We start from the raw sequence: 25986 nt of genomic DNA on the forward strand, positions 1-25986 counted from the left end.
GTAAAAAAGAGCTAAGCAAAAAGCCAGTATTGACTCAACAAGAGTGAATGCTGGCTTTTTCATTGGCTTCAATTTAGCCTGCCATGCGAGCCAAAATGTTATCTTTGAACCAAAAGCGGTGTATTAGTGCCATTGCTATGTGGCCTATCATTAATCCTGCCAGTAGCCATGAAAGAGGGCTGTGTAACAGATCGGCAGGAGCAACCATCCACGCAATATGACGTTCTGCTGCAGGCAGCATGGTCATGCCATATAAACGTATTTCATAGCCCTCACCATACTGGCGTAGTAAGGCAATAGCGGGTAATAGAAGTAGTAATACATAAAAGGCTGCATGTACTAGACGCGCTAGCTTGCCATCCCAGCCTAGTGTTTTGGGAGGGCGTTGTTTTCTGTTTAGCCATGTCCAATATAAACGAACAAGGGTGACGACCAGAATCAGCAAACCTAATGACCCATGTGGGCCAATGTTAGCCAAGAATAATGTAACAGCGTTTTTTCCTGTTCCTCGCCAAGCTAACACTACGAAGAACTGTAATATGACGAGGGCTGCGGTAAGCCAATGTAACGTACGGCTGACTCTTCCGTAGTAATTTTGACTGTCTCGCCATTTTGTATCACTTTGATTTATGATGCCTGTGTTTTCTATATGTAACGTCATTGAATCTAGAGCTCCCTAATTTTTTAACCTTGTCCTGAAGTTTGTAACTCATGCTAGCGGTTAAAAAGCTTTGTATAAAAGAGTTTGATTATAACGATAACTGTTATCATTTGAAGGCGTTTGTTGTGGAAATTATGACACTAAAACGAGAGTCTAATGAAAATTAGGCTCTCGTTTTAGTGTTTTGAAAGGATGGCAGAGCTAGCTAACTACCGATTCAGGCACGATGACGCTTAAAGATTGAGGTCTGACGACCACTTCTAGCTTCTCTGCTTCACGCTCTTCGCCATCCACTACATAGTGACCAACTTGGCTTATATCCACTGTGACACGCTGTGCAGAACGGTGAAAGATCCCATTGTTGCCTTCAGGGCTATTGCTGTCTTCTGGTAATTCGCTGTCTTCGTTTCTGTCACCCATACCTAGCATGGCTAATTCTGCTAAGTTTAATATTTGCATGCGTTCTGGGTCTAACCAAGTTAAATCCAATTCGCCATCCATGATATTCGGCACACCTTTACCTTGTGCTAACAAAGTGGTGATTGGCGCTGCGTTAGCAATGGTTAAACTCGGAGTTTTGATGGTAAACGGCTCTTCGTTATTGAGCTGTACAGTAAACTCATAGACATCGTTTTGTCCGATGGCTTCCCATAAACCTTTCAAATAGGCAAGTTGCCCGCTAGTGTTCTTTTTACTGCGATCGGCTTTTTCAATCATTTGTTGTTCAAAGCCAACACCAGCCAGTAATAGCATTAATTCGCCATTGCAGGTTGCGGTGTCGATGCGTTGCTCGCAGCCGTCGATCAAATTCAAGCAGATCGTTTCCAGTGGGGCGATTTTCGACATGGTGCCGCACAATACATGGCTTAACGCGTTAGCGGTTCCAAATGGAATAATGCCCAACTTGATATTTGTGCCTACCATTGCGGCAGCAACCTCGGTGACGGTGCCATCGCCACCGCAGGCAATGATCATATCAGGTGAGGCTTTGACAGCTTCTTTGGCTAGATCAGTACCGTTTATTTCCGGTGTTGTTGTTTTTACCGTGATATCAAAATAGGCAGATAAGTAACGCAAGATAAGGTCTTGTTGTTCTTCCCATTGACGCGTACCAGACACTGGGTTGGCGATTAACCAAGCCGAGTTATGAACCACTAGCAGCTTATTATCCAAAGCACGTTTTAAATACTTAAACTGGCGCTTATTCAAACGAGCTGTTTGGCGTATTTCACGTATTTTATCCATTATATCGCTGGGTGACGATTTTGGATTCTGGCTGAGTAAATACGCCGCCATCATAAATACCGAGCGGCCACGGCCCAAAGCACAATGCACGACAACGGAACGTCCCGTTTTACGATGCGTATGTATCCAGTTTAGCGCACGATGTATTTGGGTATCGGAGGGAACAGAATGGTCAAGAATAGGGACGTTTAAATAATCCACATCGGCTTGGTATAACATCCAATTCAAAGAGCTGAATTCAGCCGTTACATCTAATACTGCACTGATGTTCTCGCTTTTGATTTGGTGAATATCAGAAGGAAACAAACGTCTCGCAAGGTATAAACCTTCATCTATTTTTTGTAACGCAGGAACAGAATCTGTGCTTCTCGCCCAGCTGTTATAAAGTTGTGTGCTCCATAAAAATGGCATAAAGACCCAACGAACATACACGGGTACTGTGCCATCGGAGCGTTTGCGAAAAATGGTGGGTTTGTTAAGAAGGTAGGCAAGGCTGACAGTGAAAAAAGACAGGGCGAACCATGCCCAAGCTAGCTGAAAGTAGACATTGTTGGTCATAATAACCAACAAAACAAAGACAGCGGTGACCAATAAATAGTAGTTTGGTTTAAACAATACAACTCTCCTAGAGTCCAGCCATAGTCTAAATAGAGTACCACACCACCCTCTAAAATAAAGGCAGGGAGAAGTGATGATGTTGTAAAGGTATCTTAAAATCGAAAATGTTGGCCTTTCTATATGGTTATATTTTGATGATTAATTTACCAACATTTTTTCCCTTGAATAGACTCATAAAAGCCTGAGGTGCATTTTCAATACCTTCAACAATATGTTCTCTAAAGGTCAGCTTTCCGTCTTGCAACCACGTGACTGCTTGTTGATGATAGTCATCTTTCATGTCTACTAACTCATCAAATATGAAACCTTGTACTTTTAGTCTTTTAATCAGTACCTGTGAAAAAGCACTAGGAAAACGATCTATGCTTTTAACCTGAGGAAGGTTACGGTCAAAAGATATTGTCCCACAAACTAGAAACCTACCATGGATAGCCATATTATTTAACGCTTCAAACGCAATATCTCCACCGACGTTATCAAAGAAAATATCAATTCCTTGTGGTGTAAGTTTTTTTAGATTTTCTGAAAAATTATCATCTTTATAATCAAGTGTTTTAATGCTGAGTTCAGTCTCCAATATCTTGCACTTCTCTTGCCCACCCGTAATACCTATAACATTACAGCCAAGGTTTCGTCCTGTTTGCGCCACTATTGAGCCAACGCTGCCATTTGCAGCAGATACAACAAGCGTTTCACCTGCTTTAGGTTGGCCATAGCGAATTAATGCGCCATACCCAGTTAAACCAGTTAAGCCCAATACTCCAAGATAAGCACTTGGAGAAACTGCATATTCAGGCAATTTCACTAAATTGTTACCGTCTGAAATAGCATATTGCTGCCAACCGTGCGCAGAAGATACGAGCTGACCAACAGAAAAATTTGCATTATTGCTTTGGATCACCTCGCTAATCGTTTCGCCAATCATAACAGCGCCTAATTTTACCGATGCGGCATAAGAAGGTGTGTCGTACATGCGTCCTCTCATATACGGGTCTAAGGATAGATATAGGGTTTTAAGCAAGACTTCGCCTGCTTGAGGGAAAGGTATTTGAGATTTCTGAAGGGCAAAGTTCAGCTCGCTGATTCCTGCAGTTGGGCGAGAATGCAAAATAATCTGTAGGTTTTTGTTTTCCATGATTTTTCCTGTAAGTAATTCGCTCAAATCCTGTTTATAGGATGGTCAAAAAAGCATCGTTAAGATCGTGTATATTTGTGTAGACTAACAAATAAAATATATTTTGTGATAAAAATATATTTTACATATTAAAAAATATATTTTAGGATCGAATGCAATTAGGGTTTTTAGGAGTAGTAAGGTTTTGAGTGTAATTAAGTCAAAGGCAATGACAGCGTATAAGCAGTTACGAAAGGACGTTATGTACGGCAAATACCAGCCACTAGATAGGTTACGTATTGATCCGATTTGCGAAACCTTGAAAGTTAGTCCGGGTGCTGTTCGTGAGGCCTTATCTCGTTTGGTCTCAGATGGGTTAGTTGTTGCTGAGGAGCAGCGTGGTTTTATTGTTGCGCCAGTATCCGCTGTTGAAATGATTGAACTGACAGAAGTTCGTATTGAGATTGAGTCTTATTGCCTCAGAGAAGCGATTAAGGCCGGAGATTTAGATTGGGAAGCGTCAATCTTGTCTAGTCATCACAAGCTTTTACGTACACCGGTTGGAAACGATTTCTTGCCTGTTGAATGGCTAGAAGCCCACTCTGAATATCATGACTCGTTGGTATCTGCCTGTGGTAATCGTTGGTGGCTGCGTTTTAGAGAACAGCTTTTTGCGCAGGCCGAACGTTATTTGAGCCTACATAGGGTAAAGGAAGAAGTTTACCTTGATGTTAATGAAGATCATCAAGGACTTATGCAAGCTGTTTTAAATCGAAATGAAAAAGAAGCTTGTGAAATTATGAGTAACCACCTGCAAAAAGCGGCTGATAATTTACTGAAGTCAGGCGTTCTGGACGGTTGATTTATAGCTTCTCTAATATTTTATATATGAATAAGCCATTATGAAAAAGTAGATAGTATAAAAATAATTATTTAAGAGTACTTTTTAATATTTCATAGCAATCTGAAATATTATTTATTGGAGATGTTTAATGAATAAAAATAAAAGCGTTATTGTGACATGTGCCATTACAGGCTCACTTCATACTCCGTCTATGTCCCCTTACTTACCTATTACGCCTGATGAAATTGTTTCGGAATCGATAGCGGCGGCAGAGGCTGGAGCCTCTATTTTACACCTACATGCCCGTGATCCTAAAGATGGACGTCCTACTGCTAACCCCGATATTTTTATGGATTTTCTTCCTCGTATTAAGCAGCAAACTAATGCCGTACTGAACTTGACCACTGGTGGTGCACCAGGTATGAGCATAGACGAGCGCTTAGCCGGCCCAGAACGAGCAAGCCCAGAGATGACTTCGTTGAATATGGGATCCATTAATGGTGGTTTATTCCCTGCTGCAGAGAAAATCAAAACGTTTAAATACGACTGGGAAAAACCCTTTCTTGAAGCCAGTAAACGCACATTATTCGAGAATTCATTTGAAAATATTGAAGCTATTTTAAATCGCATGGGCAAAGGACATGGCTCACGGTTTGAATTCGAAATTTATGATTTATCTCATATCTACAACCTAGCAAATGTTCTGGACCGAGGTCTATATGACGGCAAGCTTTTCCTTCAGTTTGCGTTAGGTATTCTGGGTGGAACCGGTGCAGAGGCTGACAATTTACTCTTAATGCTTCGTACCGCTCAGCGCCTTTTTGGTAACGATTTTGAATGGTCAATCTTAGCTGCTGGGCGTCATCAGATGCCGATGTGCACTCATAATGCTCTACTGGGCGGAAACGTTCGTGTTGGTCTAGAAGACAGTTTAACCATTGGTCCAAAGAAACTGGCGACGTCAAATGCAGAGCAGGTTTTGAAAATTAGAGGCATTCTAGAAAGCTTAGATTATACGATCGCAACACCGGATGAAGTACGAGAGCGTTTACAACTTAAAGGTGCCCATGAGGTTAATTTTTAGAACTTATATTTTGTAATTTTTTAATACTAATTTTTTTAATTAATATTAATTTGACGACTTCTTTATATGTTTTCTGAAATTTTTACTAAATGATGTTTATTAACTTTAAATATAAAAAAAATAAAAGATTAGGAGTTATTAATGAAAAAAATAGTGATGACTGCAGCTATATTAGCCTTTGGTGTAATAAATTATGCCCAAGCAGATACGATTAGAGCAACCAGTGCTTTTGGGCCTAAACATGTAATGGCACAAGCTGGTTACCCTGCATTATTCAAAAAATTAAAGGAGCTCACGGATGGTCGTTGGACAGGTTATGACACGCCATCTGGTCTTGTTGGGCCGAATGAAATGAACTCAGCCTTGCGTGAAGGTATCACTGATATGGGACCGGTAATGTTCCCTTATTTTTCGGCTGATTATGTTGAGAGTGGCATTGTGGGTGACCTCTCTATGTTAGGTACAGACAATAGAGCAATCGCCTCTGCTGTTTCAGAATACATTGCAACTTGCCCGGAATGTATCAAAGAATTTTCTAAAAATGGTCAAGTCTATTTAGGCTCCGATGCAACAACTGCCTATCAACTATTGTCGACAAAAAGAATAGAAAGTCTGAGTGATTTGAAAGGTTTGCGTGTTCGAACTGGAGGTGCCACATATTCTTATATTATAGAAAAAATGGGCGCTTTACCGGTTTACTTCCCTGCCAGTGAAATCTTTGAAGCCCTAAGTTCTGGTGTTGCTGATGCTACTTATAGCTCTATACCTGATTTAAAAAACATACAGCTTTATGACGCTGTAAAGTACGTGACCTTGATCGATAAAGGGGTCTTTAATGCCGCAGCGATGACGAATCTCAGTCAAAGAGTGTGGGATAAAATGAGCTTGGAAGATCGCTCATCTATGGCTCGTGCTGCTCAGTACGCACAAACTATTGCAATTTATTCATGGCGCGATACTGCAGCAGAAGCAGAAAAAATAGCGAAAGAGAAAGGCATCGAATTTATTCAACCTGATAAAGAATTTGTCAAAAGAGGCAACAACATTCGGGACGAATATATGGCAGGTGTGACGGAAGCGCTTACTAAAAAAGGTGTTACAAATGCAGCCGCCAAAGTGGATAGCTACAAGGCATTGCTGAAAAAATGGGAAGGCCTTGTTGCAAATGTAACAACGTCAGATGAGCTTGCAGAACTCCGTTATAAGGAAATCTGGAGCAAAGTTGATATGAAAACTTACGGATCACATTAAAATGCCTAGTTTTGAGCTCATTTTAAGACGAATGACTATGGGCATCGGGATTTTAACTCTCGGTGTTATGCCTGCCGTCATTGTTGCTGATGTTGTAATGAGAAACCTGTTTGATGGTGGCTTTCCAGCCACTATCGAAATAGTGTCCAGATACCTTATTTTAGTCATCAGCTTTTTACCCATTGCTTATGCAGAGGTGAAACGCAGACATATAGAAGCATCCATTCTTACCGATAGATTACCTAGTTCAAGCCAGCCTTTTATTAATTTTTTAGGTTTTGCCCTATCACTTCTTGTTTATGCCGCCTTGACTTGGGGGACTATCTTAGAAGCCTATCACCAAACGGAAATCAAGGCGTATATTGAGGCCGGAACCGCTATTTTTTATGTCTGGCCTGGGTATTGGATACTGCCAATATGTTACGGGTTAATGGTGCTTGTTTTAGCTATGCGAATAGTGCAAGTGGTTACTGGCCGATTTAATCAGGAGGTCGCATAAATGGAACCTATTACGATTGGTGTAGTGTCATTAAGCGCTGTTTTTGGCTTGATTCTCTTACGAGTACCAATAGGCGTGACACTAATTGCAGTTTCTTTTGTTGGTATCTACGCCATTATTGGTGAACGTGCAGCATTTAGTATGCTTTCTACTGCACCTTATAGTTTTGCTGCAAACTGGACCTTGAGTTCTGTTCCAATGTTCCTACTTATGGGATATGTTTCTTATCATGCTGGACTGACGAAAGGGTTATTTAATGCGGCGCGTGCTTGGCTTAGTTGGTTGCCAGGTGGTTTAGCAATTTCTTCACTTGCTGGCGCGGGCGGCTTTGCTGCTGTAACCGGATCATCCATTGCGTGTTCCGCCGCTATTGGCCGTATTGCTGTCCCAGAAATGCATAAAACGGGCTATGATATTCGTCTTGCCACAGGCTCTGTTGCTGCAGGTGGTACTATTGGTGCTTTAATTCCACCTAGCTTGATTTTGATTTTATATGGAATTCAAGCTCAAGTTTCGATTACTAAACTCTTTCTTGGTGGACTGATAATAGGACTAGTCTCTCTTTTTCTCTATATTCTTGTCGTCTTGGTGGTCTATTTTCTAGCGCCTAAATCAATGCCTCGTACAAAACAGGTAAGCTTTGAAGAAAGAATGGCTGCACTTAAAGAGGTGTGGCCTGTTCTTCTGATGGTGATGATAGTTTTTGGTGGCCTTTTTTCTGGCATATTTACGGCAACCGAAGCCGGCGCGGTGGGCGCTGTGATTTCTCTTCTGATTGGGTTTGGGAATAGATCTCTGTCCATGCGAGGAGTGGGTGAGAGCTGTATTGATACGCTGTTAGCAAGTGGTTCGCTTTTCATCATTGCCATTGGTGCTAACTTATTTACACGACTCGTTTCTCTTAGTGGGTTATCTCATTTTATTGGTAGTGGAATTGAAAGTTTAGACTTGGGGGTTGTAGCTGTTTTATTGCTCATATCCTTTGTGTATTTAGCGCTAGGAATGTTCTTGGAACCAGTTGGCGCGATGTTATTAACCTTGCCGCTGTTTCTTCCATTGATGGCTACTTACGGTGTTGATGTCATCTGGTTTGGTCTTCTGGTTGCTAAGCTCCTTGAGATGGGAATGATTACCCCCCCAGTCGGATTAAATGTGTTTGTAATACATTCTGTGGCACGGGATATTGTTCGATTAGAACAAATATTTTATGGGATTATACCTTTCTTAATTGCTGACTTTATACTGGTAGGAGTCATGATTCTGACAAGGGATATGTATATGGGTTTTATATCTTAGAGGTTGTTCTTTTATTAAAGTCCGCTTACTAAGGTGATTTTTAATATTCACACTAGAAAAAAGGCTTTTGATGATTCAGAAGCCTTTTTGTTTCTAATCAGGAATATAATGCATCTAATGCAGTTCGTTCTAGTTGTTCCAATGACTAGTCTGTATCAGGCCGGTACTCAATTAACACATTTCACGTGATGGTTAATAATACTTTGAGCTAATGTCGATGACTGTTTGCATATTCCAGAAGACGGTAAGAATGCTGAGCTAGATGTATTAGATTGTGATCTGACTTTAATGCTCTAATTTAATCGTCTTTGATGCATACGTTGTTTCAGTATAGTCGTGGATATTTCCTGAATTTTCGGCGCGAACAGAACATTAATTTGCATCGTATCGAGTATTGCTTCGAGCTTTTGCCAACCATGCCCAAGCTAGCTGAAAGTAGACATTGTTGGTCATAATAACCAACAAAACAAAGACAGCGGTGACCAATAAATAGTAGTTTGGTTTAAACAATACAGCTCTCCTAGAGTCCAGCCATAGTCTAGACAGAGTAACACACCACCTTTTAAAATAAAGGAAGAGGATTGTGAGAATGCTGTAAAATAATCCTAATATATTTATTAAAGCTTCATTTTTGTATTTCTTTTAAGAGACTTTTGGATACTTCCAAACCGGCTGGAATATCGACAAAAAGGTTAAACTCTTTTTTCGAACTTTTCTCCAATTCAATCAGTAGCATTATTGCACTGTCGGCGAGCTCTACACCTTTGGCAAGTAAAAAATCACCGTGATGATTTCTTAAGTCTCGAGATAGTATCATCCCTGCCGTAAGCTGCTGAGAAGCAACACAATGATCATCGATAGAGTGTTCGATTTTCTGTGTAGATAAACAAGACTTTAGTGCTTCAACGGCACTGGTGGAGTAATAAGTGCCTGATTTTGAAATCAAATAGTCCATAGCATCTTGGTGTGACAATGTGGTTTCCCACATGCGCCCTGTGATTAGCTCAACATAGTCATTGGCGACGGTTAATATTTGCGCCGACTTTGGAATGGACGCCTCTTTCTCTCCTCTTGGGTAGCCTTCACCGTTTAGGTACTCCTTATGATGAAGAATAATGTCTGCGACCGGAACTAATGGGCGAATATTTTTCAGTAATGTCGCTCCTTTCAATGGATACTGTTTGTACTCGTGTTTTTGTTCTTCTGATAACAAAACATAAGGGGTAAAAAGCAATTCATCAGCGAAGCTCATTTGGCTCATATAGCGCATTTTTGCCGCTCTGGTAAGATGAATTAGCTCTCTTTGGGGTAAGTTTAATAACTCTGCCATGTCGGTTACTAAGCTGATTATATCGGGTACATCCACGCTCGATCTTGGCGTACGCATGTCTAAAAGATTGGCAAATAAATCGACCGTATTTTTATAGTTTTCTTGTAATGCTGCATTGATCTCAATGATTTTTTGCGTACGTTCTTTTACTGTTGCTTCTAATGTTTCATTCATTGCGGTGAGTTTTTCGTTCTGCGAAGTAACCAAAGACTGTAAGTGCTCATTTCTTTTCTTTAGGTTTATGGTGACAAAAGCATCGTGGACCAGCGTTTGTAGCTTTTCATCGTCCCATGGTTTTTCAACATAATGAGAAATTCTACCTAAATTTATCGCATCGGAAATGGCTTCCATATCCGCATAGCCAGTTAATAAGATCCGTATTGTATTTGGATGTTTTTCTGCTGCAATGGCCAAAAATTCAGGTCCTGTCATCTCTGGCATACGAGCATCTGAAACAATCACATCAATGGCTTGCTCTTTTAAAACCTCAAGACCTTCTTGGCCGCTATTAGCAATAAATACATCACAGTTAGCCTTACGAAATAAGCGTTTTAAAGAAGACAATACGTTCTTTTCGTCATCAACTAATAATAAGCTAGGACGGGTTTCCATCGCGTCTAGATTTGATGCATCGTTGCTCATTTTATACCCTCCATTGATCTGGTTGAGCGGGCGCCTTCATAAGGTAGCCAAATACTAAACTCCGTGCCTTTGCCCAGTTCACTTGTTACATCAATCGTGCCTTGGTGGTCTTCAATTATGCCATAGGAAATCGATAGCCCTAACCCTGTACCGACACCAACTTCTTTGGTGGTAAAAAATGGATTAAAGATAGATTTCAAATTCTGTTTATCAATACCGCTACCGTTATCTGATACTTTAATTCTTGCACCGTCAGCGCTTTCGGCGAGATGTATGGTTAGTTCCCCGTGCTCATTCATAGCATGGGAAGCGTTGACAAATAAATTCAAAAACACCTGCAAAAGCTCACCGCTATTTCCCAAGATCGGCTGCACTTCTTCAATTTGCTTTTTCACTACACCCTTAAACTTTAGTTCATTACTGGCAAGTTTTAATGCTTCATCGATAATTTGATTGAGGTGGCAGAATTCTTTTTGATGATCCGACTGACGAGAGAAGCGTTTTAAGCCGCCAACGATATCGATAATTCGTTTTACGCCCTGTTGTGACTCATTTAATAGGTTTTGTGTATCTTCTATTAAGAAATTCATATCGACATCGTTCCATGCCTTATCGAGTGCTTTTGCCGCATTTTTTATGTTTTCATCAGTGGACTTGATCGATTCATCTGTCAGGGTTTTAGACGTTTCGACATACTCGATAAAGTCAGCAATATAGCCGCCCAAAGAACTTATATTACTTTTGATAAAGCCCATTGGATTATTTATTTCGTGAGCAATCCCTGCTGATAACTGGCCTACAGTCGCCATCTTTTCGGACTGAACAAGTTTCTGTTGTGTTTCTTTTAAGGCTTCATTGGCACTGGTGATTTCCTCATAACTCGTTAACAATTTATCTTCCTGATATCTGTGTTCCAGAATGATCGCGAGCTGTTTGAAGCCTGTTTCAAATACATTGAAAACTTGGGTTTGTTTGTCTGTCAGCCCTTGGCTAAACAAAAAAACGATGCCGCAAAGATGATCTAGGCTAATGATTGGCAGAGCTATGACGGTATCAATGTTTTTCTCGTCGATAACTAAGTCTATTATTTGTAGATGTGTTGCTTTTCTTTCACGAATGAGCGGCTCTATCTCAGCAATGATATTTCCCACTTCATCACTTTCTATTTCTAATGGCTGCCCTTCATGTTGATCAGGGTTTTTAAGTAGCGGAGAGTGAAAATCAGATTGATTATTATCAAAGGGAAAGTGCGCAAACGTCGCAAAGGAAATGTTACTTAAACGCATCATATCGTTGACAATCTTGGGTAGAAAATCACGAAGGCGTAGCCTTTCCAAACCATAACGACCGATGTGGTTAAGAAACTTATTTTCCTGCACCGCTGAGTGAAGAGAATTGACACTTTCTTTCAACGCGAGATTAGCAAAATGAAGCTCTCTGCTTTTTTGCTCAAGTATAGATTCTGCTTGTTTACGTGCTTTACGTTCTCGCTGAAAAGCCGCTTCGTATTCCATAGGTATCTCCGGATCTAGATCCGCTCTACGAGTAAAGAGCAATGATCTGCCCCTTCATTCATACAGCAAGTATGTTTAATGATAACGGGAGTACCAAAGCTTTCAGCGGCTTGATGTACAAGACCTATGGCCAATAAACACATTTTACGAGGTGATTGATAATAAAGAGTGACGCCGTTTTCATGTTTTTCAGTAACAAGAATTTTCGGTGTTAACGCATCTGGATACAGCTTATGAACTTCCACATGAATCACTGAATCCACAGCGCCAAGCAGCGACCAAAGATCAGGAAAATTCATCATTGCAGGAGGCAAGCTGTGTGCTAAGCCCTTGTATAGATAACGGCCAAATGCCTCAACTAGATCTGGAACCGGGACCGAGCTGTATTCTGACAAAGCAACAACAAGGGATAAAATCTCTTGGTCGTCGTAATTGTTTGCACTGGTATAAATACCGCCACTGGGCAAATCACATTTTTCCAGTAACGTTTCCCAACATTCCATACCAAATTGGTCTTCGATCATTTCTTGAAAGTGAGTAAAAACGGCGCCTTTCATGACTCTTGTCCTGTCTCTTTGTGTTAGTAATAGAGTAGACAAAAAATGCAAAAACTCTTACAGGCAATTGGTTTAGGTGCGTAATTTTTTGTTGGACGTTAAGGTGCTTAACGTAATGAAAACAGGCGTTTCATATGATTTTGTGGGGATTTAGCATTGTTCTGGAGGTATATAGGAAGGGAAACGTACCGAGCCAGATACATAAAGTATCTATCTGGCTCTGGGTGTTTTAGAGGCTATGTTTAACTACTAACAATTAGATCGTTCAAGGCTTTGGAAATCAGATCTTTTTTCACCAAGGTACGTTTAACTGGTTTATCAAACCAAAAATCCATTGGTTGATCAAAACCGATGCCGTGCATGTAGTTGTAGAGCGCTTTACGCAGTCCGTCACCCAGCATGTCATGATCTGTGCCGGTTGGATCAGTGAAATCCACGTCGTTTTCTGCGAACAAAATATCGGGGCGTTTCGCGAGAGTGATGCCGTATTCTTCCGGATTAATACCAATCGGGCTGTGTGCAGTGGCTGCGAATCTGTGCCAGAAGGCCGATTGGAAACATTCTTGAGCCATCATCTGACGCACCATTTCTAGGGCATCAATGGTTTCTTGCTCGGTTTGTGTTGGGAAGCCATACATCAGATAGGAATGAACCAGAATATCCGCATCACTGAAGGCTTTGGTCACTCGGGCCACTTGCTCGACGCTGACGCCTTTTTTCATCAGTTTTAGTAATCGGTCGGACGCTACTTCAAGGCCGCCGCTGACGGCGATACAACCGGAATCCGCCAATAACTGACAGCGCTCTGGTGTAAAAGTTTTTTCAAAACGAATATTGCCCCACCAACTGATCACCACGCCCCTTTCGATTAAACGCCTTGCTAGCGCAAACAAGGCTTTTGGTGGCGCGGCTTCATCGACAAAGTGGAAACCAGTCTGTCCTGTCTCTTCGATCAACTCTTCGATACGATCCACCAAAATATCAGCGCCAGCCGCATCATAGCGATCAATGTAATCCAGTGTCACATCGCAAAAGCTACACTTGCGCCAGTAACAACCATGAGCAATGGTCAGCTTGTTCCAGCGGCCATCGCTCCAGATGCGATGCATGGGGTTGAGCATTTCACACAAGGATAAGTATTCGGTTAATGGCAAACCATCGTAAATTGGCGTGCCGACATCGGTTTGGGGAATATCGTGCAGCTCCGCGTTTTCATTATAGTGAACGTATGATTCGCCATTCTCGTCTTCTGCGAGGAAGTAAGTACGTACTAACTCATCTATTTCGCGCTTGCCGTCAAAGAATTCCAGCAAGGTCATAAAAGGACGTTCGCCATCATCTAGACAGATAAAATCGACAAACTCAAACACACGAGGATCTTTTAGCGCACGCAGCTCGGTATTAATAAAACCACCGCCCAATACCACGGGTAGATCAGGATTGATGGCTTTACAGGTTTGCGCAATACGCAGAGCCCCCAACATATTACCGGGGAAAGGCACGGTTAACGCCACGACGCTGGGTAGAGCTTCTTCGAGATATTGCTCGACCAACTGCTCTAGAATCTCAGAGCTAAAACTCGGTTCGCCCATCAGTGTATTGTATAGATCATCAAAGCTTGGGTTGGCCGCCGCCAAACGCTCGCCATAACGGCTCACTTCAAAATACGGGTCAACGCCTTGAGTAATCACCGCGGACAAATCATTGATAAACAATGTCGCGAGATACTTGGCTTTGTCCTGTACGCCAAGATTACCAAAGGCGGTTTTGAGTATATCGCCGGAAACTTCTTCCATCTGAGCGATGGCATCGAAGGCTGGGCCTTCTGGCAAGAAACGACGGGAAATAATACGCAGCGCAAGGCTTGAATCTTTGCCCTGCAAAAAACGAATCGCAGGCTCGACACAAAGGCGATAACGATCAAACTCGGCCAGAAAGGTAAAAATGGCATCGGGCAATTCGTCGTCTTCAAATGACTCAAAGTTCTCTTCCACATGCTGACGGATAATATCCAATGCGGGCGCCGTCATCATCTCAAGGAACAGCTCAATGGCCGGATCTCGCTGCACCGCCTCATAGCCCCGAGAGCGCAAAAAGCCAGTCAGATACGCTGTCGCTGGATACGGCGTATTCAGTTGCGTCATGGGTGGGGTCATCAGAAGAACGGTCATAGCCTGCCTTTAAAGTAAAACCTAATCATAATCTGGCGAATTCTAGCACTTAAAGAAGAGTAGAACCCTTAAAAAATGATGTGCTTGCGGTGATCAATAAGCTGGATATGGAATGATTTTGGCAACATTAATCATTCAAAATGAAGGAAACCGAGTTTAGACGGTAGTTTTTTCATCTGACCCTGATGGAGCCTTATGTTAGAGTACGCGCCGTTACAGGTTGCTGGCGTGATGTCAGCAATAATAGGGAAGTCAGTGCAACTCTGACGCTGCCCCCGCAACGGTAAAAAAGTCAAACTTTGCCAACAAGCCACTGTGGTTCACCATGGGAAGGCGGCAAAGCCTGCATTCGCAACTTTTGAGTCCGGAGACCTGCCTGTAACTGGGGGTTCTGCGTAAGTTGGAACCAAATGTCACCACTGTGCGGGCGTGCTCAGTGCAACAGTAGACTTTATTATGAAAACTCAATGTATTTCCCCAGCGTTCACGAGAACCCTCGTGGCGCTTAGTGTTGTGTCCGCCGTTTCGGCTCACGCAGAGACAACAGCAGATTCATCGTTGACCTTATCGCCTTTGGTGGTTACGGCAACATCTACTTCGGTCAGTGTGGCGGATTCGCTGTCATCTGTTACGGTCATCAATCGTGAAGAAATCAAAGCTCAGCAAGCGCAAGAAATAAGCGAGCTACTAGCGGCGCAGCCGGGTGTAGATATCAGCTCGAATGGCGGTTACGGAAAGACCACTAGTGTTTATATGCGCGGTGCGAGTGCAGAATCTACTAAATTTTTGCTCGATGGTATTCCCTTATATTCTGCGACATCAGGTGGCGCGCCATTTGAAAATATTCCGGCATCTTTAATTGATCGTCTAGAGATCGTTCGAGGTCCTAAAGCTACCTTGTATGGCGCCGATGCGGTAGGCGGCGTGATTCAAGCGTTTTTGCCAGAGGCCGATGATGATTCGCACATGAATGTATCTGTAGGTGGTGGCTCGTTTAATACAAAAACTATCGATGCGACTGTGTCTGGTTCCAGCGATAACACGCAATACCTTTTGTCAGCAGGCAAGTTTGAAACCGACGGTGATATTGTTAAAGAAGGTGAGGGAGCTCAGGGCTACCGCAACGAAAATGTATTGCTCAATGTTGGACATGATTTTAGCAGTGGTGCGCGCATCAGTGGTTTGATTATGAATAGTGAAGGGCGAAATCACTATGTCGGTGACGAAAATGATTACCAGGTGCAGGTGATCGGGTTGAGCGTCAGCCTTCCAGTAACGGAAAATTGGGATACAGAGCTGAAATTGTCTCAGACTCGCAACGACAGCAAAACCATTTCTTCAGAGGATAAGTACAACACTAAAACTCAAACTGCTCGTTGGAGCAACACTATTTCGGCAGGTGAACATGAGTTTGTGTTGGGAGCTGAAACCTCTGAAGACAAGGTCGACGTCACCAGCTACCAAGCACCTGATCGCAGTAATAATGCGGTGTTTGCCCAGTCTCAGTTTGATTTTGGGGCAACCAATTTGCAACTTAATATTCGTCAAGATCATAACAGTGCTTATGGTGATTCGACGACAGGCGGTGTGGCTGTTGGTTACAAGCTTGATGGCATACATACCCTACGTGCAAGCTACGGAACCGCTTTCGAAGCGCCAACGTTTAACGATTTATACTATCCAAGCAGTGGTGACCCAACACTTAAAGCGACGAAATCTAAAACTGTTGAACTGGGCGTTCGTGCCGATTATGACAATATGTACTGGGATGCTTCGGTGTTTGATGCCTCCTATGGCGATATGGTTATCTGGTCTAATTACACAGGGTCTTGGGCGGCTTACAATGTGGATTCTAAAGTCCAAGGTGTTGAGCTGTCTTCAGGCCTAACATTAGAGCAATGGCAGTTAAACGCGGCATTAACGTGGCTAGACGCAAAAGACGACGATACGGGTTTTCAGTTGCCTAAACGTGCAAAACGTAGTGCCCGTTTAAGTGCAGATCGCCTATTTGAAAAAGGACGGGTTGGTGTGACATTAATCGGAGCGGATGGTCGAGCTACAACATTGGGCAGCTCTGAAACGTTGGCAGGCTATGTGACGATGAATTTGCGCGCTAGTTATGACTTTGCCGCTGATTGGAACGCTGAACTTAGTGTCAAAAACGCCCTTGATAAAGAGTACCAAACGGCCAAAGGCTACTTTAGTCCGGGTCGTGGCGTGTTCTTAACCCTTAACTATTCGGCATTTTAATGGCTAACCCGATGCGTAGTTTGTTGTCAATATCGGCTTTATTGCTCAGTGGTTGGGCATTCGTGTCCAACGCGTTGGCTGATCCTATCTGTGTGGTGGATGATCGCGGGCGAGATGTCTGTATTGATCATGCGGCAATGCGCATCGCGGCGCTATCACCTGGCGCCACCGAGCTGATTTATGCTGCTGGCGCGGGGGATAATGTGGTTGCGGTGGTGTCTTATAGTGATTACCCAGAAGCTGCAAAAAGCGTTACTTCAGTGGGCAGTCATACGCGCTTAGATTTAGAGCGTTTGATCAGCCTACAGCCCGATTTAATACTGGCTTGGGGAACCGGTAATCCAACCGAGCAAATCGAAACACTAGAACGCTTGGGGCTACCTGTATATTACGTAGAGCCCCATGAGTTCGAAGACATTGCTCGTAATATCGACAACTTGGGCGCACTAGCTGGCACCTCACAACGAGCCAAGGAAGAAGCAAAGCGCTTTCGTACTGGCATTGATGTTTTGCACGAACGCTATAAACAGGCCCCTCGGGTCAAAACCTTTTATCAAGTTTGGGATGAACCGCTAATGACGATGAATGGCAGCCATTATATTAGCAAGGTGGTCGACTTATGTGGCGGCGATAATGTGTTTGCGGATTCGCCGCGTTTGATTCCTCGCCTGAGCCAAGAGGCGGTATTACTGAAAAATCCTGAAGCCATCATTGCTGGAGGTATGGGAGAACGAAACGCCAACTGGCTCGAAAAATGGCGAGCGTTTGCCGATTTGTTAGCTACGCAAAAAGATAATCTGTTTTTTGTGCCGCCATCGTTGATTCAGCGTCCAACGCCGCGATTATTAGAAGGTGCACAAATACTCTGTGAAAAACTGGATATTGCCCGTGCTCGACGTTAAGACTCGTCACCCGACAAACCGACGCGCGTTGATATTGCCACTTGGGGTATTAATGTGTGTGTCGATGCTTAGTGTCGTGTTTGCGATGACCCAAGGCAGCGTCAACTTATCGCCTTATGCGGTTTGGCAGGCTTTGCTTGGGCAAGGCTCGGGTCTTAATCAAACTCTCGTATTAGAGCTGCGTTTGCCTCGTGTTATGGCGGCGTTTGCTACGGGCGGTTTGTTGGCCGTGGCGGGAGCTTTGATGCAGATCCTCCTTCGTAACCCATTGGCAGATCCTTATGTGTTGGGGATTTCAGGTGGCGCATCTGTGGCAGCGCTGGCGGCGATTTTGCTTGGAATCAGTGGGGTTTTGATGTCAGGCATGGCGTTTCTCGGCGCGGTTTTATCTACTTTATTGGTATTTGGTTTATCTGCTCGCTTGGGTAATACGGCGACTATGCGGTTGTTACTAACTGGCGTGGTGATTGCTGCAGGTTGGGGTGCGTTGATTACACTTATGTTGGCCCTCGCGCCGCCCCATAAAATCCCTGGTATGTTGTATTGGTTGATGGGCGATTTATCCTACGCCAGCACGCCATGGTTAGCTTGGCTGGTATTGGTTCCGACCTGCTTGATTTTAATGCCGCTCGGGCGCAGCCTCAATGTGTTGGCTCGTGGGCCTTTGCAAGCAGCGGCACTTGGTGTGAATGTGAAAAGCCTCGAACGCTTTGTTTTTTTGTTAGCCAGTTTATTGACCGCGATTGCAGTGACAACGGCCGGTAGTGTTGGTTTTGTTGGTTTGGTCATTCCACACATGCTGCGTATGGTCTTGGGCAATGATCAGCGACTTATTTTGCCCGCAAGTGCTCTAGCTGGCGGTTGTTTGGTAACACTTTCTGATACCTTGGCACGTACTGTTATTGCCCCAGAGCAACTGCCTGTAGGCGTCATCACTGCGTTGCTTGGGGTGCCAACCTTCTTGTACCTATTGCAACGGGGGCGCTTATGACCAAGCTGAAATTAACTCAATTGCTGGCGGCGATACCTAATAAATCCCCCCAACCAACGCATGCTTTGTCATTAACCTTTCAAGCTGGCCAAATGTGGGGGATTTTGGGGCCAAATGGCGTGGGAAAAACTACCTTACTGCATACTCTGGCAGCTTTGAAAGCGCCAGCACTAGGCACTATTGAATTAAATGACCAACCTATTACCGAATTGCATCGCTTAAAACTCGCTCAGCAAATTGGCATTATGTTTCAAGAGCATCAAGATGGTTTCCCTGCGAGCGTGCTGGAAACTGTTTTGTTGGGGCGCTTTCCGCATTTATCGCCTTGGGAAATGGAGAGCGAACAGGACTTAGCTCTGGCATACTCGGCGTTAGAACGTTTGGACTTGGCAGAGTTTGCACAACGGGCGTTAAACAGTTTATCGGGTGGAGAACGACAACGTGCAGCGTTAGCGGCCTTGATGGCGCAAACGCCAGATGTATGGCTGGTGGACGAACCGACTAATCATCTAGATTTGCATTATCAAGTCGCGGTGATGGGTTTACTCGCAGAACAAGCTAGCATGGATAAAGTGGTCGTTATGTCACTGCACGATGTGAACGTTGCTGCTCAATGGTGCTCTCATGTACTGCTTTTGTACCCAGACCGTCCACCAATCTGGGGAAAAGCCGCTAGCTTATTAACTCAGCAAAATCTAGAGCCGCTTTATCGCCAGAAACTGGCCATGACAGAACTAAACGGCAAACCACTATTTGTGCCAATAGCCTAATTTACTCAATAATTGGTTTGAGATAATCAGGGCCAAGTTGCTGCATTTGGCGTTCAACCCAATCCACTCTTTGACGAAGATAATAGGTTAAAGCGTTAGGATTTCGAGTGCGCGGGCTTGGTAATAATACGGCCAATCGCGCGGCTTGGTTCATGGTGAGTTTACTGGCAGATCTACCAAAATAATGCTGGCTCGCGGCTTCAACACCGTAAATGCCTTTGCCAAATTCCGCTATGTTTAAATACACTTCTAGAATACGTTTCTTGCCCCAAAGTGCTTCAAGGCTCACCGCTAAGCCAGCTTCTAGGCCTTTGCGAACAAAGCTACGACCAGACCAGAGAAAGAGGTTCTTTGCAGTTTGCTGCGTAATCGTACTCGCACCACGAAGACCATCGCCATCGTCGTATTGGCTTAGCGCCTTACTGATGGCAGCAAAATCGACACCTAAGTGATCAGGGAAACGCTGATCCTCTGAAGCTACCACCGCCAACGGCATATAAGTCGGTAACTTATCAATGCTAATCCAAGTGTGTTTGACCGGATACTGGCTTTGCAGCATAAACGCTGTTGTCGGTGGTGGCACAAAGCGAAACAACAACAAGATGAGAATGAGAAATAGCAAAAAACGCCAAACAACAAACCAAATCCTACCGAATATACCTTGTTTACGCTTTGCCATTCATTGTCTCTTAATAGTTTTAATGGGGCTTTCTAGCCCGCAACAAGCATAAGTATAAACAAAAAAGGCATCGGTCTCCTTTAATTCTGACAAGTGGGCTCATCATGAAAAACTTGAATGGCAAATTGAGAAGCTTGGAAGTTTATTATTCCTTTACATCTGACTGTCTTTAATTCTGTTGCTTTATTCCTGTAGTATGCGCCCACTAACTTTTAACTATATATAAAACAATATCTTACTTTAGATCATCGCAATAAGGGCAACATCAAATGGCCGATTTTAAAACCCACGTTACCGTGGCTGCCATACTCAGCACACCATTGGCAGCAAGCACGTTTATTATGGGCTTTGCCAACATGAACGAAGCCATTCTTTATGCTTTGGCTGGAACACTGGGTGGGTTACTGCCGGATATCGACGCCGATGATTCCGCTGCGATTCGATTGGTATTTCGACTGTTCGGCGCATTGGTAGCTGGCCTCGCCATTGCCTTTGGAATGGATAAACTACTTCATTGGCAAATACTCGCCTTAGCGATAGTCAGCTACCTAATCGTGCGCTTCCCAATACAATGGGTGTTTGAACAATTTACCATTCATAGAGGAACGCTACACAGCCTGCTGGCCAATATTATGTTTGCCATTCTTGCTGTGCCAGCGGCGTATCACCTGTTCGCTTTGCCAGCGAAAACCGCGTGGGGCATTGGTGCTTTTGTGTTTCTTGGTGCGACCATTCATCTGGTTCTCGATGAGTTATACAGCATCGAGCTGTCTGGGATGCGTATTAAACGTTCATTTGGCACGGCTATGAAAATCACCGACTGGGGCGAGCCGCTAGCTTCTATTTTGTTAGTACTTGGATGTGTGGTGGGCTACTGGCTCAGCCCAAGTGCTGATGCTTGGCTCGATGCTTTTGCTTGGTGGCCGGAGCCAGAACGTTTGGCTGAGTGGATAAAGCAGGGACTGAATGAGTTTAATCACTTGTGGAGCTAGAGCTCATAACATTACGGTTTCACTTTTAAGTCACCATCAAGTTGAGCACCAGCCATCATCTGCTTTGCTACATGAGGGTGAATTGGAGTTAATCCAGATTTCATTCCTAATGGCTTGAATACTTTATCGATAATACTCTGCATTTGGCTGCCTTTGTCTTGCTCGATATCGGTCAAGGTGCGACGGCTAACGCCAACTAATTCTGCGTAGCGAGTTTGGGAAAAACCAAGTACCTCTTTGCGAAGACGTTTTAACATTTGCCCTTGGGTGATTTCACCTAAAAGATGTTTTTGTAAAAGTGCTACGAGTAAAGCTTGGCGTTGTTCAGCTGTCATGCTCATAAAAGTCCCCAGCGATTGAGTTTTGCTTCTAACCATTTAATTTGAATAACCTCTAAGATACGTTCAGGAACCCCTCTTGCTTCTAAGCGTTGTTGTAACCCAACAAGTTTGCTGGCTGTTTCTTTTAACGCCGACAGCGATGTTTCACTTGGGCACAAATCGTTAAGTTCTTCAGTAATAGCTTGCCAACGATATTCTCCGCCTTCTTCAAATGGTGAGCCCCATTTTGTCGTTCTAGTAACACCTTCAGGATCGACCTTCATTGGCGCAAAGTCATAAATAGGGGATAGCCAAATATTATTCGGTTTTTTGAGCAGAGCCGTATTTCGCCCATGGTTATCTGAGTTGCCGAAAGCGATATTGAGCAAATCGCGTGTTAACCAATCGCACAAAAAACGTTCAGCATCAAACTCTGTTGATCGCTTTTGTAATAAGTTACAAACAGAACGGATGACCTCAAAATGGTTAAGGTAGCTTCCTGCAGGTTTGTTTAACACAGAAAAAATAGACTCCAAACCGAAGCGCTCCCAGTTATTCCCATTCCAATGCGTATCAAATCTAGGTAGCCAAAGAGAAGGGTATCGACTTCCCTCCTGTAGTTTCATGTTTTCCGTGCTGATCGTATTAAATCCCATCGCTGTTAGCTCATGGTAAAAGTGATATTCCGCTCGCAAAATATCACAATCATCTTGCGTTTTTCTACCACGAGGAAACTTCACTAAATAATAGGCATCGGCAATATCATGTTGTTCTTGAAAGGTATCAATCCAAATTTCTTCATGGTCAGAGCAACGTAATAACAGCTTAGGCGCTTCTCCACCTGCGCCTGTCGCACCACCACTAATAGCCCCCATTTCTTGAGCATATTCTAAAAAGCTAGAGTCGCGTTCGACCACATCATTTAAAGTGAATTTTCGAAGATGAAGGGTTGAGTCAGCAGGCAAACTCGGGAGGGATTCTTTTATTCTCAAGTTGCCTACTGGTGCGATAGTGCCTTTTGCCAATAAGACACTGTCTTGTTCACTAGAAGAAAGCGCTTGAAGCCCCCAGAAATCAATTAAATAGCGGCGGGCTGCGCCAGCAGGAACGATATCTTCTAAAAAGCCAAACCAATGATCGGCTTCATGCTCAATCATAATTTGTACGGGTAGCACTAAGCTGCAAGCATGCTCATCATGAAAGTCTAACCATTCAACAGCATACTCGAATTCATAACCAAGGCGACTTGGACTCGCTGTCCCTCTTTCAGGACTGAGTAGCTTTAATATGGCGATATCGCGCCATTGTTGTTGAGTCAGAGCTTGAATCGTGAGTGCTTTCATTGAATGCCTATATGTGCATAGTTTTGCTCATTATAGTCATTGGAAGTGGTTTTTGAGAAATTAATTGCTCAAAAATGTCGGTAAAAGTTATTTTTGAGTACAATGTTGCTCATTTTGTATGGCATAGATTGGTTCACAGCTCACTTTTTGGGATATTAATAAGTGGCTGTCGATACATGAAACAGGTTAAGTCGTTCAACCATGCAAGACTGGCTTATGAAGACATAACCCAGTCTGTGGCTTCTTTCTTACGCTTGAACACCTTGATGTCTGCCGAGATAAACCAGCTGATCATACGGATAAGTCGGTTTTGCCAACGATTCTTCCCATAAATGGCAATGCGATTAAATTCACCGCCGAGTCGTTGGCTTAATAAAAACTCCGACCAAGCGCTTTTCATGCTCCAGCCTTCAAATTCACTAATATCGACTAGCAATACCGCGTATGGGGAATGGATAGAGTAAAGCGCTGCTTCTAGTTTAGGCGTAATGTTTTCAAAATCCATATCACTTGGGTGGCCCGATGTTTTAATGTTAAGTAACAGCTTGTCGTTATAACGCTTTGCATTCAGTGATACACCGCTCTCGTAGACAGACATAACTCGCTCCTGAGTCGTTTTAATTGATACTAATACTGTAAAACAAAGTGTCCTGTTTGAAAGTTGATTAACTCAGCATTGATAGTCAGCAAGCAGCGTGAAATTTACGCTTTTTGTCATGATTGTCAGCAAAGACAATAGAAAAAGGGGAAGCCATTAACAGTAGGAGACTGAACGAGTCTTTTTCCGTTCGACATCACGCCAAGGAAAGCGACTTTTTTGCTTGGCGTTTGCAGCGTTCAGAGCAGTACTTCACCTGAGACCAATCGCGTTCCCACTTCTTGCGCCATGCAAATGGACGCTGGCAGACTGGGCAAATCTTTTCAGGTAAATGTAGTTTTTTATGAGTCATAGCTGTTTTTACGTAAACAGCGATGACTTAGGATCAGTTGACATCGCCAGTCCAATTACGACGTTTGCTGAGACAGTGCACTGCGACGGTGTTGCAAGATAATCAGTAAAACCAAAGCTCCTACTGCCAAGCAGAATGGAAACAGTACCGTGGTAACCGAGTAGGCTTCGAGCGCCACAACGGAACACACATTACGTAAAATTATAATAATAAAAAAAACACGACTTTCTTCAAAGGGGCGATGGTAGGCTTTGCGGAAGGTGGGGCCAAAACCTATCATATCGACTGTGGTCAGAATTACCACTGTCCACAAGGGATCATTGGTGATGTACCACAGCGGTAACGACGCCAACGCCACGATTAAAAAGCCCCAATCCAACTTGCTAATAGTGGCATCGCCACGCTTTATATACGCCAGAATGGCAATGAAAATTGTAACAAAGCCTGATAACCCAATAGGCCATGCGCCTACGCCGCCCTCGGCTTCCAGCTGAGCAAAGAAAATGATGGTGGTGGTAATGCCCCAAATCACCCACGAAAATACGTGAGGCTTTACTTGGCCGCGTAAGATCAGCGCAATGTAAGGCACAAAGCCAATGATCGCCAACACAATGGCGATGACACTAAAAATAAGCTTTATATTGAAATCCATCTGCCTGCCTAGCTCTAACCATCATAGTAAAACTTATTCTACCGACTTCATCACGAAACAGACGGACAAAACACGTCAGATTTGCACTGAAACAGGTCGTTTAAGGTAAATCGGTTAGATATAAATAGTACTCGATAGAGTACGCATAGCAACCTAGTCCGATGTAGCGTTGGGATTGAAGCCCAAAGTCGAGATATTCAACTTTATTGAGATGTTCTACAATCCGATTATTAAACGAACGATTAAAGGCGAATAACCAAATGAGCCCATTGGAAATGGAAGCGGAGCGCACCTTAGTAGGGAAAGGTGTGCTGTTATGTTTAGCGGCGATGTTGGTATTCGCGTCACAAGATGCCGTGACGAAAATCCTCGTGCAGGATATGTCCGTGGCGCAAGTGGTATTAGTGCGCTATTGGGTATTTGCCTTGTTTGCCATCGTTTGGGTGTCACGCACCAGCACCATTCGCCATGCATTACGCTCGGTTCGTCCTAAGTTACAAGTATTGCGCTCCTTATTATCCATCGCTGAGATTGCGATTTTTAATCTAGCTCTGCGTCATCTTGGCTTGGCAGAATCCCATTCGCTGATGGCAGCGTTCCCATTGATGGCGATAGCTTTGGCGGCCCCCATCCTAGGGGAACGGGTAAGCATGAAATCTTGGTTAGCGGTTTGTGTAGGCTTTGCAGGAACGCTCGTTATCCTTCGGCCTGGGCTGGACGTCTTCAAACCTGAGTCATTGATACCATTAACCGCCGCCCTGTGTTTTGCCTGCTACCACGTGGTGACTCGTCAGGTGAGTTCAGCGGGTGATGGTTTTCATACCAACATATTGTATATGGCGTTGATCGGCTTCGTGTGTGCAACCCTCTTTGGTGTGACGGCATGGCGTGCACCAAGCATGCAGGAATGGGTTTTATTGGCCGTGATCTCGATTATGAGTGTCGCCGCACAGCTATTGCTAGTGAAAGCTCTAGAGTATGCACCAGCCTCGGTATTACAACCGTTCAACTACAGTTTACTGGTGTTTGCCACCATTATCGGCTTCTTAGTATTTAGCGAACTACCGGACAGATGGACCATTGTAGGAGCTGGCATTGTCACTGCCAGTGGACTGTACGTCATCTATTTACAGCGTGCTCGCGAATAGTTTTTGATCAGACCTTGAATCCTGATCCCGAATTCCTCTTACGGACAGACGAGTCTCGCCTATGAAGCGAGGCCAGAAGCCTAGCCAGAGAGCTTAATTTTCATCTGACCCAAATTGCCCTGCCTTAAATAGTAGTGCCTTACATATTAATTTTAATGGCTAA

General features: G+C 43.7%; 25 protein-coding genes and 1 riboswitch. Of the genes, 11 read left to right on the forward strand and 14 right to left on the reverse strand.

The window, feature by feature from the left end; all coding sequences use genetic code 11:
• Positions 1-73 precede the first annotated feature (73 nt).
• From CCS02_RS13185 to CCS02_RS13195, 3 genes are all read right to left on the reverse strand, one after another.
• Entirely contained in the window at positions 74-661 is a 588-nt protein-coding gene (locus CCS02_RS13185; protein ID WP_100636812.1) for a cytochrome b, read from the reverse strand.
• A gap of 201 nt (positions 662-862) precedes the next feature.
• Positions 863-2521 (reverse strand): diacylglycerol kinase family protein, encoded by a 1659-nt coding sequence (locus CCS02_RS13190; protein ID WP_100636813.1) that lies wholly within the window; start codon positions 2519-2521, stop codon positions 863-865.
• A 127-nt stretch (positions 2522-2648) separates the two neighbouring features.
• On the reverse strand, positions 2649-3659 hold the full coding sequence (locus tag CCS02_RS13195; protein ID WP_100636814.1) for an NADP-dependent oxidoreductase: 1011 nt from the start codon (positions 3657-3659) through the stop codon (positions 2649-2651).
• 184 nt (positions 3660-3843) lie between these two features.
• On the opposite strand from CCS02_RS13195, the gene CCS02_RS13200 reads away from it, so the two are divergent.
• The 5 genes from CCS02_RS13200 (at position 3844) to CCS02_RS13220 (ending at position 8612) form a co-directional block, all read left to right on the forward strand.
• Positions 3844-4500, forward strand: coding sequence for a GntR family transcriptional regulator (locus CCS02_RS13200; protein WP_157807998.1), 657 nt, complete (start codon positions 3844-3846; stop codon positions 4498-4500).
• 130 nt (positions 4501-4630) lie between these two features.
• The gene (locus CCS02_RS13205; protein ID WP_100636816.1) at positions 4631-5566 is read left to right on the forward strand and encodes a 3-keto-5-aminohexanoate cleavage protein; all 936 of its coding nucleotides are present in this window, start codon (positions 4631-4633) and stop codon (positions 5564-5566) included.
• Between the two features lie 141 nt (positions 5567-5707).
• Complete coding sequence (locus CCS02_RS13210; RefSeq protein ID WP_100636817.1) at positions 5708-6817, forward strand: C4-dicarboxylate TRAP transporter substrate-binding protein; 1110 nt, start codon at positions 5708-5710, stop codon at positions 6815-6817.
• A gap of 37 nt (positions 6818-6854) precedes the next feature.
• Positions 6855-7316: a TRAP transporter small permease gene (locus tag CCS02_RS13215; protein WP_232728880.1), complete on the forward strand. Its 462-nt coding sequence runs from the start codon at positions 6855-6857 to the stop codon at positions 7314-7316.
• Positions 7317-8612, forward strand: a complete 1296-nt coding sequence (locus tag CCS02_RS13220) for a TRAP transporter large permease (protein ID WP_100636819.1) — start codon at positions 7317-7319, stop codon at positions 8610-8612.
• 372 nt (positions 8613-8984) lie between these two features.
• Here the strand turns inward: CCS02_RS13220 and CCS02_RS22165 are convergent, their stop codons facing one another.
• The 5 genes from CCS02_RS22165 to CCS02_RS13240 form a co-directional block, all read right to left on the reverse strand.
• Positions 8985-9122: a hypothetical protein gene (locus CCS02_RS22165; protein WP_157807999.1), complete on the reverse strand. Its 138-nt coding sequence runs from the start codon at positions 9120-9122 to the stop codon at positions 8985-8987.
• A gap of 115 nt (positions 9123-9237) precedes the next feature.
• The gene (locus CCS02_RS13225) at positions 9238-10584 is read right to left on the reverse strand and encodes an HD domain-containing phosphohydrolase (RefSeq protein ID WP_100186229.1); all 1347 of its coding nucleotides are present in this window, start codon (positions 10582-10584) and stop codon (positions 9238-9240) included.
• Positions 10581-12098, reverse strand: coding sequence for a sensor histidine kinase (locus tag CCS02_RS13230; RefSeq protein ID WP_100186228.1), 1518 nt, complete (start codon positions 12096-12098; stop codon positions 10581-10583). The genes CCS02_RS13225 and CCS02_RS13230 overlap by 4 nt, the downstream gene beginning before the upstream one ends.
• Before the next feature lie 14 nt (positions 12099-12112).
• Positions 12113-12655, reverse strand: coding sequence for a heme NO-binding domain-containing protein (locus CCS02_RS13235; RefSeq protein WP_100186227.1), 543 nt, complete (start codon positions 12653-12655; stop codon positions 12113-12115).
• Between the two features lie 242 nt (positions 12656-12897).
• Positions 12898-14799, reverse strand: coding sequence for a B12-binding domain-containing radical SAM protein (locus tag CCS02_RS13240; protein ID WP_232728881.1), 1902 nt, complete (start codon positions 14797-14799; stop codon positions 12898-12900).
• A 227-nt stretch (positions 14800-15026) separates the two neighbouring features.
• A riboswitch (cobalamin riboswitch) is annotated at positions 15027-15220 on the forward strand.
• Positions 15221-15282: 62 nt separating this feature from the next.
• Between CCS02_RS13240 and CCS02_RS13245 the strand changes: the two genes are divergently transcribed.
• From CCS02_RS13245 to CCS02_RS13260, 4 genes are read left to right on the forward strand one after another with little or no spacing between them, the layout of a single operon-like run.
• Complete coding sequence (locus tag CCS02_RS13245; RefSeq protein WP_100636821.1) at positions 15283-17076, forward strand: TonB-dependent receptor domain-containing protein; 1794 nt, start codon at positions 15283-15285, stop codon at positions 17074-17076.
• Positions 17076-17978, forward strand: a complete 903-nt coding sequence (locus CCS02_RS13250; protein ID WP_198432039.1) for a cobalamin-binding protein — start codon at positions 17076-17078, stop codon at positions 17976-17978. The genes CCS02_RS13245 and CCS02_RS13250 overlap by 1 nt, the downstream gene beginning before the upstream one ends.
• 52 nt (positions 17979-18030) lie before the next feature.
• Positions 18031-18969, forward strand: coding sequence for a FecCD family ABC transporter permease (locus tag CCS02_RS13255; RefSeq protein WP_100636822.1), 939 nt, complete (start codon positions 18031-18033; stop codon positions 18967-18969).
• On the forward strand, positions 18966-19739 hold the full coding sequence (locus CCS02_RS13260; RefSeq protein WP_100636823.1) for an ABC transporter ATP-binding protein: 774 nt from the start codon (positions 18966-18968) through the stop codon (positions 19737-19739). The genes CCS02_RS13255 and CCS02_RS13260 overlap by 4 nt, the downstream gene beginning before the upstream one ends.
• A 1-nt stretch (position 19740) precedes the next feature.
• On the opposite strand, the gene mtgA is transcribed toward CCS02_RS13260, so the two are convergent.
• Entirely contained in the window at positions 19741-20418 is a 678-nt protein-coding gene (mtgA, locus tag CCS02_RS13265) for a monofunctional biosynthetic peptidoglycan transglycosylase (protein ID WP_100186223.1), read from the reverse strand.
• A 269-nt stretch (positions 20419-20687) separates the two neighbouring features.
• On the opposite strand from mtgA, the gene CCS02_RS13270 reads away from it, so the two are divergent.
• Positions 20688-21410 (forward strand): metal-dependent hydrolase, encoded by a 723-nt coding sequence (locus CCS02_RS13270; protein ID WP_100636824.1) that lies wholly within the window; start codon positions 20688-20690, stop codon positions 21408-21410.
• A gap of 11 nt (positions 21411-21421) precedes the next feature.
• Here CCS02_RS13270 and CCS02_RS13275 read toward each other — a convergent pair whose 3' ends face one another.
• The 5 genes from CCS02_RS13275 to CCS02_RS13295 form a co-directional block, all read right to left on the reverse strand.
• The gene (locus tag CCS02_RS13275) at positions 21422-21751 is read right to left on the reverse strand and encodes a helix-turn-helix transcriptional regulator (protein ID WP_072838510.1); all 330 of its coding nucleotides are present in this window, start codon (positions 21749-21751) and stop codon (positions 21422-21424) included.
• A complete protein-coding gene (locus CCS02_RS13280) occupies positions 21748-23073 on the reverse strand; it encodes a type II toxin-antitoxin system HipA family toxin (protein WP_100636825.1) in 1326 nt (441 codons plus the stop codon). The genes CCS02_RS13275 and CCS02_RS13280 overlap by 4 nt, the downstream gene beginning before the upstream one ends.
• A 214-nt stretch (positions 23074-23287) precedes the next feature.
• Positions 23288-23671, reverse strand: coding sequence for an STAS/SEC14 domain-containing protein (locus tag CCS02_RS13285; RefSeq protein WP_100186219.1), 384 nt, complete (start codon positions 23669-23671; stop codon positions 23288-23290).
• A 196-nt stretch (positions 23672-23867) separates the two neighbouring features.
• Positions 23868-24023 carry a DUF2256 domain-containing protein gene (locus CCS02_RS13290; protein ID WP_100186218.1) on the reverse strand — a complete coding sequence of 52 codons (156 nt, stop codon included), beginning with the start codon at positions 24021-24023 and terminating at the stop codon, positions 23868-23870.
• A gap of 55 nt (positions 24024-24078) precedes the next feature.
• Complete coding sequence (locus CCS02_RS13295; RefSeq protein WP_100186217.1) at positions 24079-24675, reverse strand: hypothetical protein; 597 nt, start codon at positions 24673-24675, stop codon at positions 24079-24081.
• Positions 24676-24935: 260 nt separating this feature from the next.
• Between CCS02_RS13295 and CCS02_RS13300 the strand changes: the two genes are divergently transcribed.
• Positions 24936-25823, forward strand: a complete 888-nt coding sequence (locus tag CCS02_RS13300; protein ID WP_198515378.1) for a DMT family transporter — start codon at positions 24936-24938, stop codon at positions 25821-25823.
• Positions 25824-25986: the final 163 nt, after the last annotated feature.

The sequence above is a fragment of the Marinomonas sp. ef1 genome (assembly GCF_002806845.1).
Classification (GTDB): domain Bacteria; phylum Pseudomonadota; class Gammaproteobacteria; order Pseudomonadales; family Marinomonadaceae; genus Marinomonas; species Marinomonas polaris.